Origin of the sequence: Streptomyces sp. NPDC012935 (assembly GCF_042900345.1) — a bacterium.
In the GTDB taxonomy this organism is placed as follows: Bacteria; Actinomycetota; Actinomycetes; order Streptomycetales; family Streptomycetaceae; genus Streptomyces.
Window position 1 is genome coordinate 378,494 of sequence record NZ_JBIBBC010000004.1, and the last position, 15,153, is coordinate 393,646.

18 protein-coding genes and 2 tRNA genes are annotated in these 15,153 nt (G+C 68.5%); 4 read left to right on the forward strand and 16 right to left on the reverse strand.

What is annotated here, in order from left to right:
- Positions 1-46: 46 nt before the first annotated feature.
- Positions 47-1,042: a hypothetical protein gene (locus ACFY5C_RS13500; RefSeq protein ID WP_389443953.1), complete on the forward strand. Its 996-nt coding sequence runs from the start codon at positions 47-49 to the stop codon at positions 1,040-1,042.
- Between the two features lie 81 nt (positions 1,043-1,123).
- Here ACFY5C_RS13500 and clpX read toward each other — a convergent pair whose 3' ends face one another.
- From clpX to ACFY5C_RS13525, 5 genes are all read right to left on the reverse strand, one after another.
- On the reverse strand, positions 1,124-2,407 hold the full coding sequence (clpX, locus tag ACFY5C_RS13505) for an ATP-dependent Clp protease ATP-binding subunit ClpX (RefSeq protein WP_389443955.1): 1,284 nt from the start codon (positions 2,405-2,407) through the stop codon (positions 1,124-1,126).
- Between the two features lie 180 nt (positions 2,408-2,587).
- On the reverse strand, positions 2,588-3,268 hold the full coding sequence (locus ACFY5C_RS13510; protein WP_389443957.1) for an ATP-dependent Clp protease proteolytic subunit: 681 nt from the start codon (positions 3,266-3,268) through the stop codon (positions 2,588-2,590).
- Between the two features lie 70 nt (positions 3,269-3,338).
- Positions 3,339-3,944, reverse strand: coding sequence for an ATP-dependent Clp protease proteolytic subunit (locus tag ACFY5C_RS13515; RefSeq protein ID WP_328430572.1), 606 nt, complete (start codon positions 3,942-3,944; stop codon positions 3,339-3,341).
- 344 nt (positions 3,945-4,288) lie between these two features.
- On the reverse strand, positions 4,289-5,683 hold the full coding sequence (tig, locus tag ACFY5C_RS13520) for a trigger factor (RefSeq protein WP_389443959.1): 1,395 nt from the start codon (positions 5,681-5,683) through the stop codon (positions 4,289-4,291).
- A 206-nt stretch (positions 5,684-5,889) separates the two neighbouring features.
- Positions 5,890-5,966: transfer RNA gene (locus ACFY5C_RS13525), tRNA-Pro, on the reverse strand.
- Positions 5,967-6,097: 131 nt separating this feature from the next.
- On the opposite strand from ACFY5C_RS13525, the gene ACFY5C_RS13530 reads away from it, so the two are divergent.
- Positions 6,098-6,171 (forward strand) — tRNA-Gly (locus ACFY5C_RS13530).
- 66 nt (positions 6,172-6,237) lie between these two features.
- On the opposite strand, the gene ACFY5C_RS13535 is transcribed toward ACFY5C_RS13530, so the two are convergent.
- The 10 genes from ACFY5C_RS13535 to ACFY5C_RS13580 all read right to left on the reverse strand — a co-directional run bounded on the left by ACFY5C_RS13535 (position 6,238) and on the right by ACFY5C_RS13580 (position 12,442).
- Positions 6,238-7,407, reverse strand: a complete 1,170-nt coding sequence (locus ACFY5C_RS13535; protein WP_389443961.1) for a tyrosine-type recombinase/integrase — start codon at positions 7,405-7,407, stop codon at positions 6,238-6,240.
- Positions 7,407-7,619, reverse strand: a complete 213-nt coding sequence (locus ACFY5C_RS13540; protein WP_370257912.1) for an excisionase family DNA-binding protein — start codon at positions 7,617-7,619, stop codon at positions 7,407-7,409. Before ACFY5C_RS13540 ends, ACFY5C_RS13535 begins: the two co-directional genes overlap by 1 nt.
- Positions 7,612-9,036, reverse strand: coding sequence for a replication initiator protein RepSA (gene repSA / locus ACFY5C_RS13545; RefSeq protein WP_389443963.1), 1,425 nt, complete (start codon positions 9,034-9,036; stop codon positions 7,612-7,614). Before repSA ends, ACFY5C_RS13540 begins: the two co-directional genes overlap by 8 nt.
- Positions 9,037-9,043: 7 nt before the next feature.
- Positions 9,044-9,226 (reverse strand): hypothetical protein, encoded by a 183-nt coding sequence (locus ACFY5C_RS13550; RefSeq protein ID WP_389444143.1) that lies wholly within the window; start codon positions 9,224-9,226, stop codon positions 9,044-9,046.
- A 90-nt stretch (positions 9,227-9,316) separates the two neighbouring features.
- Positions 9,317-9,628 (reverse strand): SpdD protein, encoded by a 312-nt coding sequence (locus ACFY5C_RS13555; RefSeq protein ID WP_389443964.1) that lies wholly within the window; start codon positions 9,626-9,628, stop codon positions 9,317-9,319.
- 14 nt (positions 9,629-9,642) lie between these two features.
- Positions 9,643-9,798, reverse strand: coding sequence for a hypothetical protein (locus tag ACFY5C_RS13560; RefSeq protein WP_389443966.1), 156 nt, complete (start codon positions 9,796-9,798; stop codon positions 9,643-9,645).
- A gap of 15 nt (positions 9,799-9,813) precedes the next feature.
- A complete protein-coding gene (locus tag ACFY5C_RS13565) occupies positions 9,814-10,002 on the reverse strand; it encodes a mobile element transfer protein (RefSeq protein WP_208783122.1) in 189 nt (62 codons plus the stop codon).
- Positions 10,003-10,022: 20 nt separating this feature from the next.
- Entirely contained in the window at positions 10,023-10,691 is a 669-nt protein-coding gene (locus ACFY5C_RS13570; protein WP_389443968.1) for a DUF2637 domain-containing protein, read from the reverse strand.
- A gap of 78 nt (positions 10,692-10,769) precedes the next feature.
- Positions 10,770-12,110 carry an FtsK/SpoIIIE domain-containing protein gene (locus tag ACFY5C_RS13575; RefSeq protein WP_389443970.1) on the reverse strand — a complete coding sequence of 447 codons (1,341 nt, stop codon included), beginning with the start codon at positions 12,108-12,110 and terminating at the stop codon, positions 10,770-10,772.
- Between the two features lie 2 nt (positions 12,111-12,112).
- Positions 12,113-12,442 carry a hypothetical protein gene (locus ACFY5C_RS13580; protein WP_389443972.1) on the reverse strand — a complete coding sequence of 110 codons (330 nt, stop codon included), beginning with the start codon at positions 12,440-12,442 and terminating at the stop codon, positions 12,113-12,115.
- A gap of 162 nt (positions 12,443-12,604) precedes the next feature.
- Between ACFY5C_RS13580 and ACFY5C_RS13585 the strand changes: the two genes are divergently transcribed.
- The gene (locus tag ACFY5C_RS13585) at positions 12,605-13,393 is read left to right on the forward strand and encodes a GntR family transcriptional regulator (RefSeq protein ID WP_389443974.1); all 789 of its coding nucleotides are present in this window, start codon (positions 12,605-12,607) and stop codon (positions 13,391-13,393) included.
- 2 nt (positions 13,394-13,395) lie between these two features.
- Positions 13,396-14,061, forward strand: a complete 666-nt coding sequence (locus ACFY5C_RS13590; RefSeq protein ID WP_389443976.1) for a YdcF family protein — start codon at positions 13,396-13,398, stop codon at positions 14,059-14,061.
- 633 nt (positions 14,062-14,694) lie between these two features.
- Here ACFY5C_RS13590 and ACFY5C_RS13595 read toward each other — a convergent pair.
- On the reverse strand, positions 14,695-15,009 hold the full coding sequence (locus tag ACFY5C_RS13595; protein ID WP_389443978.1) for a DUF6234 family protein: 315 nt from the start codon (positions 15,007-15,009) through the stop codon (positions 14,695-14,697).
- Between the last annotated feature and the right edge of the window lie 144 nt (positions 15,010-15,153).

A 15,153-nucleotide genomic window follows, 5' to 3' on the forward strand; every position in this document is an offset into this window, starting at 1 on the left:
AGCCAGGATGTCAGGAACACATAAGCATCTGGAGGGGAACCCAGAAATGAGCTACAACCAGCCGGGCCCGTACGGCGGGCAGCCCCAGCAGCCCGGTCCGTACGGCGGGCCGCCTCAGCAGCCCGGTCCCTACGGCCAGCAGCCGCAGGCGCCCCAGCCCGGCTACGGCTACCCCCAGCAGGCCCCGCCGGCCCAGCCCCAGCCTGGTTACGGCTACCCGCAGCAGCCCCCGGGCGTCCCGCCCCAGCAGCCGAACCCCTACGGCCAGCAGCCCCAGTACGGTCAGCAGCCCCAGTACGGCATGCCGCAGCCGCCGACCCCGGGCGGCGGTGGCAAGAAGACCGGCCTGATCATCGGCGCGGTGGCCCTCGTGGCCGCGATCGGCGTGGGGGCGTACTTCGCTCTGGGCGGCAGCCGGGGCGGCGGCGCGGGCAGCCTCGAGGACGACGGGGCGCACAAGCTGGCTACGCCGGAGAAGCTGCTCAGCGAGTACAACCGGGCCTCCAAGGCCGGGCAGGACGTCGGCGGGGCCAGCGACACCGCCGAGGACATGGAGAAGAGCGGCGTCAAGAACGGCCAGAGTGTGGTCGGCCTCTACTCGACGGCGGATCTGAGCGGTTACGACCCCAACGACCCGTCGAGCACCGCGCCGGACCTTTCCGAGCTCGCGACGGCCAAGGGCATCACCTACTTCGGCGCCTACGGTGAGATCGCCGATCCCGAGGCGGCCCTCGAGAAGTTCTTCACCGACTTCAAGAAGGGGGCCGAGGAGGATTCCGGCTCCAGCTCCTCCGGCGCAGGCAAGACCGAGCTGGTCGGTGAGCCCGAGGCGGTCGACATCGACGGTGCGGTCATGAAGTGCCAGGCCGCCAAGGGCCAGGACCTGATGACCAAGAAGGAGAAGACCGACTGGTTCTGCGCGTGGGCCGATTACAGCACCATCGCGATGGTGTCGCCGGGCGACGCCACCAAGGGCATCTCCAAGGACGTCGCCGTGGACATCACCACGAAGGTCCGGGCCGAGATCCGCGTCAAGGCCTGACGACGCCCCACTCGTTAACGGCGAAGGGGCCCCGGTCGGTTGACCGGGGCCCCTTCGTCCGTCTGCGGTACTGCGGTACGGCTACGCCGACTTCTGCTCGCCCGGTCCGCGGCGCGCATCTCGCGGGATCAGCGTCGGGTTCACGTTCGACTGGACGACCTCGGCCGTGATGACGACCCGGGCGACGTCCTTGCGGGACGGCACCTCGTACATCACCGACATCAGGACCTCCTCCATGATGGCGCGCAGGCCGCGCGCGCCCGTCTGGCGGAGGATGGCCTGGTCGGCGATGGCCTCCAGGGCCTCGCGCTCGAAGTCGAGCTCCACGCCGTCGAGTTCGAAGAGGCGCTGGTACTGCTTGACGAGGGCGTTGCGCGGCTCGACCAGGATCTGGAGCAGGGCCTCACGGTCCAGGTTGTGGACCGAGGTGATGACGGGGAGGCGGCCGATGAACTCGGGGATCATGCCGAACTTGACCAGGTCCTCCGGCATGACGTCCTCGAACTGGTCCTTGGCCTCCAGCTCGCGCTTGGAGCGGATCGTCGCGCCGAAGCCGATGCCCTTGGCGCCGGCCCGCGACTCGATGATCTTCTCCAGGCCGGCGAACGCGCCGCCCACGATGAACAGGACGTTCGTCGTGTCGATCTGGATGAACTCCTGGTGCGGGTGCTTACGGCCGCCCTGCGGCGGAACCGAGGCCGTCGTGCCCTCCAGGATCTTCAGCAGGGCCTGCTGGACGCCCTCGCCGGACACGTCACGCGTGATCGAGGGGTTTTCGCTCTTCCGGGCGACCTTGTCGATCTCGTCGATGTAGATGATCCCGGTCTCGGCCTTCTTGACGTCGTAGTCGGCCGCCTGGATCAGCTTGAGCAGGATGTTCTCGACGTCCTCGCCGACATACCCGGCCTCCGTCAGCGCCGTCGCGTCCGCGATGGCGAAGGGGACGTTCAGCATGCGGGCCAGGGTCTGGGCGAGCAGCGTCTTGCCGGAGCCCGTGGGGCCCAGCAGCAGGATGTTGGACTTCGCCAACTCGATGGCGTCCTCGCGGCTTTGACCGCCGCCGTTCTCGCCGGCCTGCACGCGCTTGTAGTGGTTGTAGACGGCGACGGAGAGCGCCTTCTTGGCTGCTTCCTGGCCGACCACGTAGCCCTCGAGGAACTCGTAGATCTCGCGCGGCTTGGGCAGTTCCTCCCAGCGGACCTCACTGGTCTCCGCGAGCTCTTCCTCGATGATCTCGTTGCAGAGATCGATGCACTCGTCGCAGATGTACACACCAGGGCCTGCGATGAGCTTCTTGACCTGCTTCTGGCTCTTGCCGCAGAACGAGCACTTGAGCAGATCGCCGCCGTCACCGATGCGTGCCACGGTGTGCTTCCCCTTCGCCTGGGAGACGACTGGACGTTTTCGAATCCAGCGGCTCCTGGTGCTGCCTTATGTCGACGGTACCTTGCCTGGGCCCCCGTTCGGGCCCCCCTTGGCGCGGTTCACTTTGACGTGCACCGTCCCAAACCGTGCCAAGGGGCAGCAGACACTACCGGGTCCGCGTCAGCGAACGTCGGCGTTGTTCATCTTCCGGGTGGAGATGATCTGGTCGATCAGCCCGTACGACAGCGCGTCCTCGGCCGTGAGGATCTTGTCGCGCTCGATGTCCTCGCGGATCTTCTCGATCGGCGTGGTGGAGTGCTTGGCCAGCATCTCCTCCAGCTGCGAGCGCATCCGCAGGATCTCGTTCGCGGCGATCTCCAGGTCGGAGACCTGACCGCGGCCGGTCTCGCTGTACGGCTGGTGGATCAGCACACGGGCGTTCGGCAGCGCCATGCGCTTGCCGGGCGTGCCGGCGGCCAGCAGCACGGCCGCGGCGGAGGCCGCCTGGCCCATGCAGACCGTCTGGACGTCCGGCTTCACGAACTGCATCGTGTCGTAGATGGCCGTGAGCGCGGTGAAGGAGCCACCCGGGCTGTTGATGTAGACCGAGATGTCCCGGTCGGGGTCCATCGACTCCAGGCACAGCAGCTGCGCCATGACGTCATTGGCGGAGGCGTCGTCGATCTGCACGCCGAGGAAGATCACGCGCTCCTCGAAGAGCTTCGCGTACGGGTCGTACTCGCGGATGCCCTGCGAGGTGCGCTCCACGAACCGCGGGATGACGTAGCGGGACTCGGCGGCGGGACCCGTGTACTCGGCGCGCGTGCGGTCGTACAGGCCGCTGCCGGGGTAGTCGTTCACTGTCTGTCTCCTAGGGGCTTGGGCGGTCGGCTGGGGGCGCTGCGGGGGTGTGTGTGCCCCGCGGTGGGGCTCAGGCCCCGGTGCCGCCGCCGCCCGGCATACCGGCGGCCGTGGGCATCACGTCGTCGATGAGGCCGTACTCCTTGGCCTCGAAGGCGTCGAACCAGCGGTCGCGGTCCGAGTCGCGGGTGATCTGCTCGATCGACTGGCCCGTGTGCTGGGACGTGAGCTCGGCCATGCGCTTCTTCGTGTGCAGCAGCCGCTCGGCGTGGATCTTGATGTCGGAGGCCGAGCCGGCCAGGCCCGCGGAGGGCTGGTGGATCAGGATCTCGGCGTTCGGCAGCGCGAAGCGCTTGCCCGGGGTACCCGCGCTGAGCAGGAACTGTCCCATCGAGGCGGCGAGGCCCATGGCGATGGTCACCACGTCGTTCTTGATGTACTGCATGGTGTCGTAGATCGCCATGCCGGCCGTGATCGAACCGCCGGGGCTGTTGATGTACAGGAAGATGTCCTTGTCCGGTTCCGCGGCAAGGAGCAGCAGCTGCGCAGTGATCTTGTTGGCGATGTCGTCGTCGACCGGCTGGCCGAGGAAGATGATCCGCTCGCCGAGCAGCCGGTTGTAGACCTGGTCGCCGAGGCCACCGCCGATGGAGGGCTCGCCGGCGGCGGAGGGCATCAGATTCGTCACGTATCCACCTGCTCGTCTTACGACGGCGCCGGGCCGTCTTACGTGTTCTGCGGGCAACGGGGGCTTCCCTGCCCTCATACTCATGGACCCTAACGCGGTGGCCCTGTGCTGCAATCCCGGTTCCGCGGGTGTTCGCTGTGAGCGCATGCGCTCCGCCGGGTGGGCCGAATTTCTCCCCACAGCTTCGGCTGACAGTGGGCGGCTACCGGTCGCGGGTGCTGGTCGCGCCGTTCCCCGCGCCCATTGGGGGGACGTTGCCCGGCCGTAGCTGAAGAAGGGCCCTGGGGGTGTACCCCCAGGGCCCTTCCTACGGCTTACAAGGCTCCGTGGGCTCAGCCCTCGGACTTCTCCTCGGCGGCCTCGTCCGCGGTGCCCTCGGCGGCCTCCACGGTCTCCGTGGCCTGCTCGGTCTCGTCCTCGTCGTCCAGGTCGATGACCTCGCCGTTGGTGTCCTTGACCACGGCCTTCTCGACGACGACGGCCAGCGCCTTGCCGCGGGCGACCTCGCCGACCAGGAGCGGAACCTGGCCGCCCTCGACGACCGCCTGGGCGAACTGGTCGGGGGACATGCCGGAGGAGGCCGCGCGACGCATGAGGTGCTCGGTGAGCTCCTCCTGGTTGACGTTCAGCTTCTCCTGCTTGACGAGCTCGTCGAGGACGAACTGCGTCTTGATGCCCTTGACCGCGGCTTCCTTGGTCTCGGCGTCGAACTCCTCGACCGTCTTGCCCTGGATCTCGAGGTACTTCTCGAGGTCGAGGCCCATCTGGCCGAGCTGGTGGTGCTCGAGGTTGTGCTTGCGGGTGTTGATCTCGTCCTCGAGGAGCTTCTCGGGGACGGGCACCTCGACGAGCTCCAGCAGCTTCTCCAGGACGCGCTCCTGGGCCTGCGTGGCCTGGTCGTACTGCTTCATGTTCTCGAGGCGCTTGCGGCTGTCGGCCTTGAGCTCGTCCAGGGTGTCGAACTCGGAGGCGAGCTGCGCGAACTCGTCGTCCAGCTCGGGCAGTTCGCGGGCGGCGACCTGGGTGACCTTGACGGTGACCTCGGCCTCCTTGCCGGCCGCCGAGCCGCCCTTGAGCTCGGAGGCGAAGGTGGCCTCGCCACCGGCCTCGAGGCCCTTCACGGCGTCGTCGATGCCCTCCAGCAGCTCGCCGGAGCCGATGGTGTAGGAGACGCCCTCGGCGACGCCGTCCTCCAGGACCTCGTCGTCGACCTTGGCCTGCAGGTCGATCGTGACGACGTCGCCGTCCTCGGCGGCACGCTCGACCGGGGAGGTGGAGGCGAAGCGCTCACGGAGCTGCTCGACCGACTTCTCGACGTCCTCGTCGGTGACCTCGACCGCGTCGACCTCGACCTCGATGCCGGAGTAGTCCGGGATCTCGATGGTCGGGCGGATGTCGACCTCGGCGGTGAAGTTCAGCGTCTCGCCGTCCTTCAGCTCGGTGATGTCGACCTCGGGCTGGCCCAGGACGTTCAGGTCGGCCTCGTTGACCGCCTCGGTGTAGAACTTCGGCAGCGCGTCGTTGACGGCCTCCTCCAGCACGGCGCCACGGCCGAACCGCTGGTCGATGACGCGGGCCGGGATCTTGCCCTTGCGGAAGCCCTTCACCGTGACCTGCTGGTTGATCTTCTTGTACGCCGCGTCGAGGCTGTCCTTGAGCTCCTCGAAGGGCACCTCGACAGTGAGCCGAACCCGAGTCGGGTTCAGGGTCTCCACGGCGCTCTTCACGGTTCGGTCTCCTTGTGGCTGACTTCTTGGGTTCTGCCGGGACCAGACTGGTCCGGCGGATTTCGCCGCCCGGGAGGACTTCATCAGATGGAGAGACACACGGGCGTGCAGCTTGCATAGTAACGGCAGCGGCGACACCCCCCAAAGGCGATCACTGGACGCGATCACACGAGGTCGTCACGCATGTGGCCGGTCTTGACCGGTCCTGGTCGGGGTGGCGGGATTTGAACCCACGGCCTTCCGCTCCCAAAGCGGACGCGCTACCAAGCTGCGCCACACCCCGTGCTGGTGCGACACGTAGGGTACATGCCCACAGGCGGCGCGGCCGCCGCATTAACGGGGTGTGCGGTCAGGGGTGCCGACCCGCTACGATGCCTTCTGTGCCGCGGTCACCTGACCTGCGGCGCGTCCTGTGCGGGCGTAGCTCAATGGTAGAGCCCTAGTCTTCCAAACTAGCTACGCGGGTTCGATTCCCGTCGCCCGCTCCATACGGCTCAGGGCCAGGTCAGAGGATGATTCCTCCGCCTGGCCCTGATCGTTTTCGGGGGCTCCGATCAGCCCGCCGTGTCCCCCGCGTGCCCCTTGGGCTTTCGATCTTGCTTCTTCTTCGCCTTGCGGGCCTTCTTGCGCGCCTTGTCGACGAGGCCGCTCAGTGCGTCGGCGATTAGCCGGTCACGGTCGGCGCTGGCGTGCTGGTAGATCAGCGCGGCACGGGCCGTGCTGTGGCCCATGCGCGACATCAGCTCACGCGTACTGGCACCCGTCGACGCGGCGAGGGTGTTGCCCGTGTGCCGAAGATCATGGAAGTGCAGGCTCTTGATCCCAGCGCCGTCGCAGGCCTTGTGCCACAGCCGGTTGAAGTGGTTCCGACGCGGGGTCGCACCCTTGGACCCGATGAACACCCGACCGTCCGCACCCTGTTCGGCGTACCGGTTCAGGTGCTCGCGGATGTCCGGGATGATCGCGGCCGGGATAGACACCGTGCGCTTGCCGGCCGCGCTCTTGGGTGCCTTGATCTGGCGCTGCCCGTTGTTCAGCTCCGCGACGGCGCGCCGGACGCGCACGGTGCCGTGATCGAGATCGACATCCCGGCGGTGCAAGCCGATCAGTTCGCCCCAGCGCAAGCCGAGGAACCCCGCCATGAGCACGAGCGCCCGGTAACGCGGCTGGATCACGTCGGCCAGGTCGTAGACCTCCTGCACGGTGGCGGTAGGCCGTTCAGGGGTGTGCACGGTGCTGGCACCCTTGATCGTGCAGGGGTTGCGCCTGATCATCTGGTCGGCGACCGCCGTGCCCATGATCGCGCGGAGCAAGGCGTAAGCCTTGGCCACGGTGGTCGGGCCGGTGCCGGACGCGAGCTTTTCGGCACGCCAGCGTCGCACGAGCGGGGGTGAAATCTCCGCGACGTTGACGGCGCCGAAGGCGGGCTCAAGGTGGTGCCGCAGAAGCGAGCCGTAGAGCTGCCGCGTGGTCGAGGTCAGCTCGCGCTCCGTGATCCAGGAGGCGGCGTACGGGCCGAACGACACCTTCCCGGCGTCCGGGTCGTGCCAGTCGCCACGCCGCAACTCGGTCTGCTTGTCGGCAAGCCAATCGTCCGCGTCCGTCTTGGTGCGGAACGTCTCGGGGGCAGGCCTGAGCTGTCCGTCAGGACCGAGGTAGCGAGCCTGGTAGCGGCCGGACGGGAGCTTGCGGACGCGGCCAAAGTGCCGGCGCTTCCCTGCCATCAGGCAGCCACCCCCCGAAGGGTGTGCCCACGCCGACGCGGCTGCACCGTGTTGGCAGCGATGTACTCGCGCACGGCGCTCTCGGGGATGCGGACGTGACGGCCGACCTTCACGTACACGATGCGACGCTCTTCGATCAGGCGCCGGGGGAAGCGCGCGGTCGTACCGAGGACTTCGGCGACCTGGTCGACGCTGAGGTACCGCTCATTCATGGTCGTGCTCTCCTTCCTGACGCAGATCGGCAAGCGCCTCACGTGCGGTTTCGCGGTTGTGTTGTATGTCGCGGCGGATGTTGGCGGCGAGCCAGGATTCGCCGGGGGTGTGGCCGTGTCCGGCGTACGTCCAGTGGGCGAGGGTGAGTGTGGTGGCCTCTTCGTCGTCGGGGTCGGGCAGGCCGAGGGCTTTGCGTTGTTGGGCGGCGCGGTAGTCGGCGCGGGTCTGGCGGAGGGCGCTGAGGGTGGTGGAGTAGCGGCGGGACTTGGTGGAGAAGTGGCCGCGGAAGCCGAGCATGTGAGCCCAGTCCCGTAGCTTCCGGTCCGGGTAGAGGGCGTGCAGGTCGAGGCAGGCGGCGATGAGCCGGGCAGGGTGGTCGGGCACGCCGAGCAGGGCGAGGGCTTCTTTGTTGCCGATGCGGCGGTCTACGGTGCCGGTGGTCTCGGCGGCCTTGGTGGCGTACTTGGCGACGTAGGAGGCGACTGCGGCTTCGGTGATCTCCTCGCCCTGGCCGAAGGCGCCGATCGGCTGCACGTCGAGCTGGGTGCCCCAGCGCAGTGTGCGGGCCGGTTGGGTGATGGCCGGTTGGTCAGGGTCTGGCCGATACGAGGCCGGGGGCACGTCGACGGCCACGCGGGCGGCTGCGGCCTGGATCGCGTCCGTGAGGAGATCCAGCGTGGCCCAGGCCGGGGGCGGGGAGTCCGGCCCTTCCGGCCCGTCGAAGCGGATCACGGCGTGGAAGTGGACGGCTCCGCGCTTCTGGTACTCAGCGACCTTGCCGAACGCGACGCGGGACTGTTCGCGGGCGGCCTTCTGCGTGAGTCCGGCGCGGCGGGCGATCTCGCGGCGGAGGTAGATCGTGAAGTACCGCCACAGGTCGGAGGCGTGGTTGTTCCACAGCACGGCGCCCGCGTAGTCGTACGCCTCGGGGTCGAGCGGGGTGCCGAGTTCGGGTGCGTCCTCGCCGTGGCGGGTGCCGCAGCGGCAGGGGCGGTTGCCGGGGCGGTTGTGGACGGGGCCGAAGGAGGGTGCGGTGAGGGTGGCGAAGACTCGGGGGCGATCTCGGATGGTGTGCGGGGTGCCTTTGTCGGGATCGCCGGTGAGGCCTGCGCGGATGAGGTGGTAGGTGTCGCCTGCGTAGGTCCAGGCGCAGGACGGGCAGCGCGAGGCGCGGCGGTTGCCGCAAGCGATCCGGAGGCGGCCGCCGGGCTCGGTGTCGGTCGAGTAGGAGTGCAGGACGTGGCCGGTGGCCGCGTCGCGGGTGACGGTGGTGCCTTGCAGGTGGATCGGGTCGGAGCAGCCGCCGGTGCGGCGGATCTGTTCTTGGATGCGGTCGAGGTCCGAAGACCCGGCCAGCCTCAGCACGTCGGCGAGGGTGGCCGGGTCCAGGCCCGCCAGGGTGGCGGTGTCGGTCACGCGGTCGTCACCGCCCGGTCTTGGCGAGCGCGGAGGCGGGGACCGTGTGGCCGGTGCCCTTGCAGGTCAGGCAGGTGACGCGGAGGGTGGCGCGGGTGCCGTCGGTGTGGCGGGTGCCGGTGGTGATGGCGGCGGTGGCGAAGCCGTCGCAGTCGCGGCAGACGCGCGTGTTCGGGGCGTGCTGGGGCATCATGAGGCTTCCCTTTCGGGTCCGATGGGTCTGGAAGGGGTGCAGGCGCCGGGGCGGCGGTCTTTGGCGAGAGAGCCGCCCCGGGGCCGTTCAGTGCTTGTGCAGGTCCTTGATGAGCAGGCGCAGGACGACCGCGACCACAGCGACGGAGACGCCGGTGATGGCGACCGCCAGCAGGAGCGAGACCACGACCGCGCCGACGACGAGGACCACGGCACCGCCGCCAGCGGCGAGGGCGAGAGCGCTGCCGGGGGTGAGCTGGACCGTCGGCCGGTTCGAGGCCGGGGCGACCGGGGCCGGGGCCGGTGCCGTCGGCTGGAGCGGCACCGGGGTGTAGACGGCCGGGGCGGTGGCCGTGGCGGGCGGGGCGGTGTCCTGAGGCGGGTACTTCGGCGTGAACACGAGGCGGTTCCCTTCTACTTGAGGACGGAGCCGAGGGCGGGGGCGAGGAAGCTTCCGGCGACGAGGTAGCCACCGACCAGGAGCACGGCGACCAGCCACCACGGCGGGCGGGCGAGCTTGACGCCGAGCCATCCCACGACGAGCAGGGCGAGCCAGAGCGGTACGTCCATGGCGGGCTGTCCCTTCTAGGCCTTGCAGCGGTGGGTGCGGGCGGCGAGCTCGGCGCCGGCGCGCGTGTCGTAGTCGGCGGCGAAGCCACAGCCGGGGGCGGTGCAGGCGGCGGTGTGCTTGTCGCGGCCACGGCCGTCGTAGGCGGTGGCGACCTGCACGGGTCCGATGCGGATCACGTTGCGGAAGCGGCGGTAGGCGGTCACGAGCGGTATCTCCCTTCCGGTCAGGTGAGCTGGAGTTCGGCGGCGATGGCGTCGGCCATCGGGGCGGGCAGTTGGAGCCGGGCCGACAGAGCGTCAGCTGGCATCGGGGACCCGGTAGAAGCCCGGTGTGCGTCGGCGATCTTCCGGGCGTGATCGAGCAGCGCGACCGGAACAGCGGGGACGGCGGGCGCGGGCTGCGGCGGAGCCGGGGTCAGTTCCGGCACGGGCGCAGCCGGAGCGTGTTCGGGACCGGGTTCGTCGGTGCGGCGGTGCATCTCGACTTCCGGCGCCGACGGTTCGTCCGCGGGCGGTGCAGAAGCGGGCGGCTCAGCGGGCGAGTGGACCAGGAGGGTTCCGCCGAGGAAGGCCAGGGCGGGCCAGCCAGCCACGAGGATGCACAGCCAGGCGGACACGTCGGCCAGGTCGAGGAGACCGGCGGTCGCGATGTTCGCGCCGAGGGATGCGGCCAGCGCGATCACGAACCAGGTCCAAGCGGACCGGTCGCGGCGGGCCGTGCGCAGCCGACGCCAGGCAGCGACCAACAGCAGGTCGACCGAGACCGGATAAGCCCAGGCTTTCCAGCCGGACTGTCCGGCAGCGGCGGCAAGGTCGTGCAGGTGGGCGAAGGACAGCGCACCGGCGATGACGGCCTGTACGAGTACGGCGTCCGGGCGGATTGAGCGAGACATGTGGGGCACCTCCCTTCAAGGGAGTCGGGCCAAGGGCGGGCCGGGGAGCATCGCCGACCGCCCGAGGCGGAGAGGGCATTACTCGGTGACCGGGCGGGGCTTGACCAGCGACGGACTGGCCGGCGTCGCCGGAGCGGGAACGTGAGGGCGGAACGGGTCGAGGAACGGCAGATCCGGGACCAGGTGGGCGAACTCCCGGCAGACCGCGACCACTTCGTCCCGCGAGGTGTTCGGGGTGCGGATCTTCGACCAGCCGCCGGAGGAGTCAGCCGCGACAGCGGTTCCGGGACGGTTCATCGGGATCATGCTGGCGGCCGGGACCGCGTCCGGGGCCACGTCCGCCAGGCCCATTTCGGCGGTCTGCTTGTCGTTGACGCGGTGCACCACGCGGCCGGTGAGCTGAGCACGGAGCATGGTGGCGCCCTTGCCCAGATCGGAGCCGAAGCGCTGCCCGCAGATCTCCAGGTAGATGCCGATCGCACGGGCCATCTGAGCCAGCCGGATCAACGCGGTAACGATCCGTTCCCGACGCTCCTCATCCTTCCTGGAGGAGATCAGGAACAGCTCCGCCACCTCGTCGACCAGGACGACGACCGGCACCGGCCGCACCTCGACAGGCAATTCCCACATGTCCGAGACGCCGTGACCGCTCAGCAGGTCGAAGCGGGCTTCCATCTCCGCGACCAGGACACCGAGCAGTGAAGCGGCATCGTCGGGATTGGTGACCAGCGCCGACAGGCGGGGCGCGAACGCGGACTGTTCCACCCCGCGCTTGCAGTCGACCCCGCCCAGGGCCACCGGCAGTTGCGCCAGCCCCTTGATCAGGTTGCGCTGATACATCGACTTGCCGGAGTGATTGGCGCCCAGGGTGAGCGCCATCGGCGCCTTGCGGTAGTCACGCTCGAACGCGGTTCCGTCCTCCCGCACCGCGACCGGAACGGCCAGGCCGTGCGGGCGGGCCTTGCGGGGCATCCGCACCTGGCGCAGCACGTCATAGCCGGTCATCCGCAGTTCGACGAAACCAGGCTTCGTCTCCGCCACGGTCACCGAGTGGACACCCCAGGCGTGCCGGAGCCGCTCCGAGGAAGCGATCACGTCGGCAGGCTCCAGGCCAGCGGGAAGCCGCAGGGTCACCCGCAGCCCCGTCGACGTACCGCGTACCCGGCGGATCTTCGGCGGGACCGGCTGAACCTCACGGCGAGCGACGCTGCGGGTCATGAACGCCCGCAGGCCCGACGGCTGCACCGTGAGCCCGCACACGTCCATCGTGGAGCGGTACGAGAGGGTGAATCGACCCCACGTGACCGGCATCCCGACCAGCGACCAGTACACGCGCGGCGCACGCCCCTTCGCGTAGCCGAGGCCACCGGCACCAGCCAGAGCTCCCGTGGCCTCCAGCCACATCGTCAGGTCGGCCATGATCAGGCCGCCGGGGTGACCGCGACCGCACGGAACGAGATCCCGTGCCGCTTCTGACCGTTGAACTCGTTCTCCCAGTCACGAGCCTTCAGCCCGATGACCTTGACCGGCATACCCGGCGCCAGACCCTCGGGGAGACCGGTCTCCGGCACGGTCACCTGGTAGAGGTTCCCCTCCCCCTCGTCCGAGACCAGCAGACCCACGGTCGAGAGACCCGCGTTGGTCTCCCGGTCCACGGCCCGCTCACCGGTCTTCTTGTTGACCATCTTCGGTTCCGGCGCGGTCGCCACGAACACCACAGCGGTCGAAGTGTCGATCTTGAAGGACGGCATGAAGCACTCCCTGAGTCGATGCGTTGGAGCAGCCCAAAGAGGGCCCCTCCTGCCCGCTGTCCTAGGACTGCGAGCGACTTAGGAAGACTGTGGCATGCAGTCCTGGGACTGTCAACAGTCCTGGGACTGTGCTTGACTTGCCTTGTCGAGAGGAGTCGAGAGATGACGCCCAAGTGGCGAGAGCTGGCGGACAAGCTGGCTGAACAGATCAAGAGGGGTGAGTACGCGCCAGGCCAGCAGCTTCCGCAGATCAGGGAGCTAGTTGCAGCGGGCGAGGGCTCCAAGTCCACCGTCCACCAGGCCTACAAGGCTCTTGAGGCCGAGGGCCTGGTGACCTCATCTCGTGGCCACGGCACCGTCGTGCGGCAGCGAGTCCCGCTCAAGAGGCTCGGCATTGCCAGGTACGACAAGGCCAAGTGGCGTGACGGCGACGAGGTGGCCTTCATCGCGGACCGCGTTGCGTCCGGGCGCAGCTACCGGCGGAACGATCAGACCCAGACGGTCAGTCGCGTGGAAGCACCGCCAACGGTCGCAGCGGCGCACGGACTGCCTGAAGGGGCAGAGGTGTACGCGCGAGCACGGCTGGTGAAGGAAGGTGACCAGCCGACCCACACGCTCACCAGCTACTACCGGCCCGAACATGTCGAAGGGACACGACTAGTGGACCCGACGCCGGGGCCGGCCGGTCGCGGCGGTGGTTTCCGGGTGCTGTACGACGCGGGATACGAGATCGACCACATGAAGGAGGAGCTTTTCGCGAGGGCGCCCACGCCCGACGAAGTGAAGCTCTTGCAGCTGCCGCCGGGCGAACCGGTCGTCGAGTTGCATCGGACGACGTTCACGGCCTCTGGCACAGTGGTCGAGTTCGCCATTGGTGTGCACGCGGCTTCGCGCTTCGCCTGGGAGTACGACTTCAAGGTGCCGGACTCGGCAAAGGGCGAGAAAGGGTAGCAATGATCTCCACGCAGGCATGGGCCGACGCACGGCGCTTGTGGGACTACCACCAGATGGGCCATGTCCCACGGCCGTGCTCGGTTGCGATCGGGCTGGGCAGCCATGACCTGGGTGTAGCTGATACGGCAGTAGACCTGTACAAGCGCGGCCTGGCTCCCCTGCTTCTTTTCACGGGAGCCACCAGCCCGACGACGCGGGAACGCATGCCGCGGGGGGAAGCTGTCCACTACCGCGAACGAGCCATCGAACTCGGTGTCCCTGGCTCAGCTGTGCTCGTAGAACCCAACGCCCGCAATACCGGCGAGAACATCCGCTTTTCCAGGGCCGTGCTTGAGGAAGCTCACGTGGAGGTCTCCTCCGTGCTCCTCATCAGTAAGCCGTACGAGGAGAGGCGCGCATACGCCACGGCTCGCAAGCTGTGGCCTGAAGTCGAGATCGTCAGTGCATCCACCCCGATGACGTTGGAGGAGTACGCCGACTCCATCCAGGACGCCCGCTTGGTCATCGACATGCTGGTGGGGGCGCTTCAGCGACTGCTGATCTACCCGGAACAGGGATTCATGATCAGTCAGCCCGTACCGGATGACGTGATCGAGGCTTACGGGCGGCTCTGCCGTGAGGGCTTCACCAGCCGACTTCTCGCCACGGACCAGCACTCCGCCTGATGCCGCTGTTGCATGGCCCTGCCGGGACGAAGGAGGAGCGGCGATGAGCGCGGCCTCCGCGAAGCACATCACGGACGCCTTGCGCGACGAGGCGCCGCCCATCCGGACGCATGACGGCCGCAAGCCGACGCCACTGGTGGGCAACTGATCTTCGGCCCGGGAGCCAGACCTGTTACAGGTTTCTCTACCTCATCAAGCCCCGGCTGCGCTCCGCTCCGCCGGGCGCGCTTCCCGGCTCTGGCTGCGCCCGCGCTCCTGCCTTCGGCCCGCTCGGCGCTGCCGCCGCCGACGCGCGCCCACATGTGGATAGGGCCGGAGGCCATGAGTCGATCACCGCACAGAGCGGCCCACGGTCAAGACGATGCCTCCGGCGGGGGATCGGCCGGCACCGGGATGGAGGGGGCGCCGTTCCCGACCGCGGGCCCGTAGTGGCGTGCGCGGGGTGCTCCCATCCCGTCCGCCATCGACCCAGGCAGAGCCGAGCAGACGCGGCCCATGGCGTCCAGGTCGTTCGTACAGTGGCGCGCTCCACCTGGACGCCATGAACCACGCCCGCTCCACGGTGTGTGGGTCGACGGCGGACGGGATGGGAGCTGGGGTGAGTGGTGGTTGAGGTGGTTGGGCCGACGTGCGCTACTTACGGGCGGCTAATGAGACGAGCAGCACTGCTCCGAGTCCGAGGACAACTAGCTGCACGATGCCCGGAATACGCCATCGCAGAGCAAGGAGGCCACCACCTGTGACGACTGCTCCGCCGACCAGGAGCCACATTCCCCGCAACGCTTCCTTCGGTGCACTGGGCGGATTGTTGCTGTCGTAGCTGTCGGCCCAGCCCGTCATCCCGTAACGGATGAACACCAACCAAGCGATGATCATCAGGTCAATGACGAGTAGCGCCACGCTGACACCGATCTGCGGGCCAATCGACGGTTCGCTCCCGTGCCTCATACCGACCACCGATCCGTTTTCGGGTGACAGTCTGTTAATGGCATGTCACTCAGCATGCTGTTGTGGCAGGCGTTGCACATGAGCACGGATACTCAGATGCGCCGCTCTCGTCGGGAGCCGCAGGGATGCGATCCTCACCGGCCG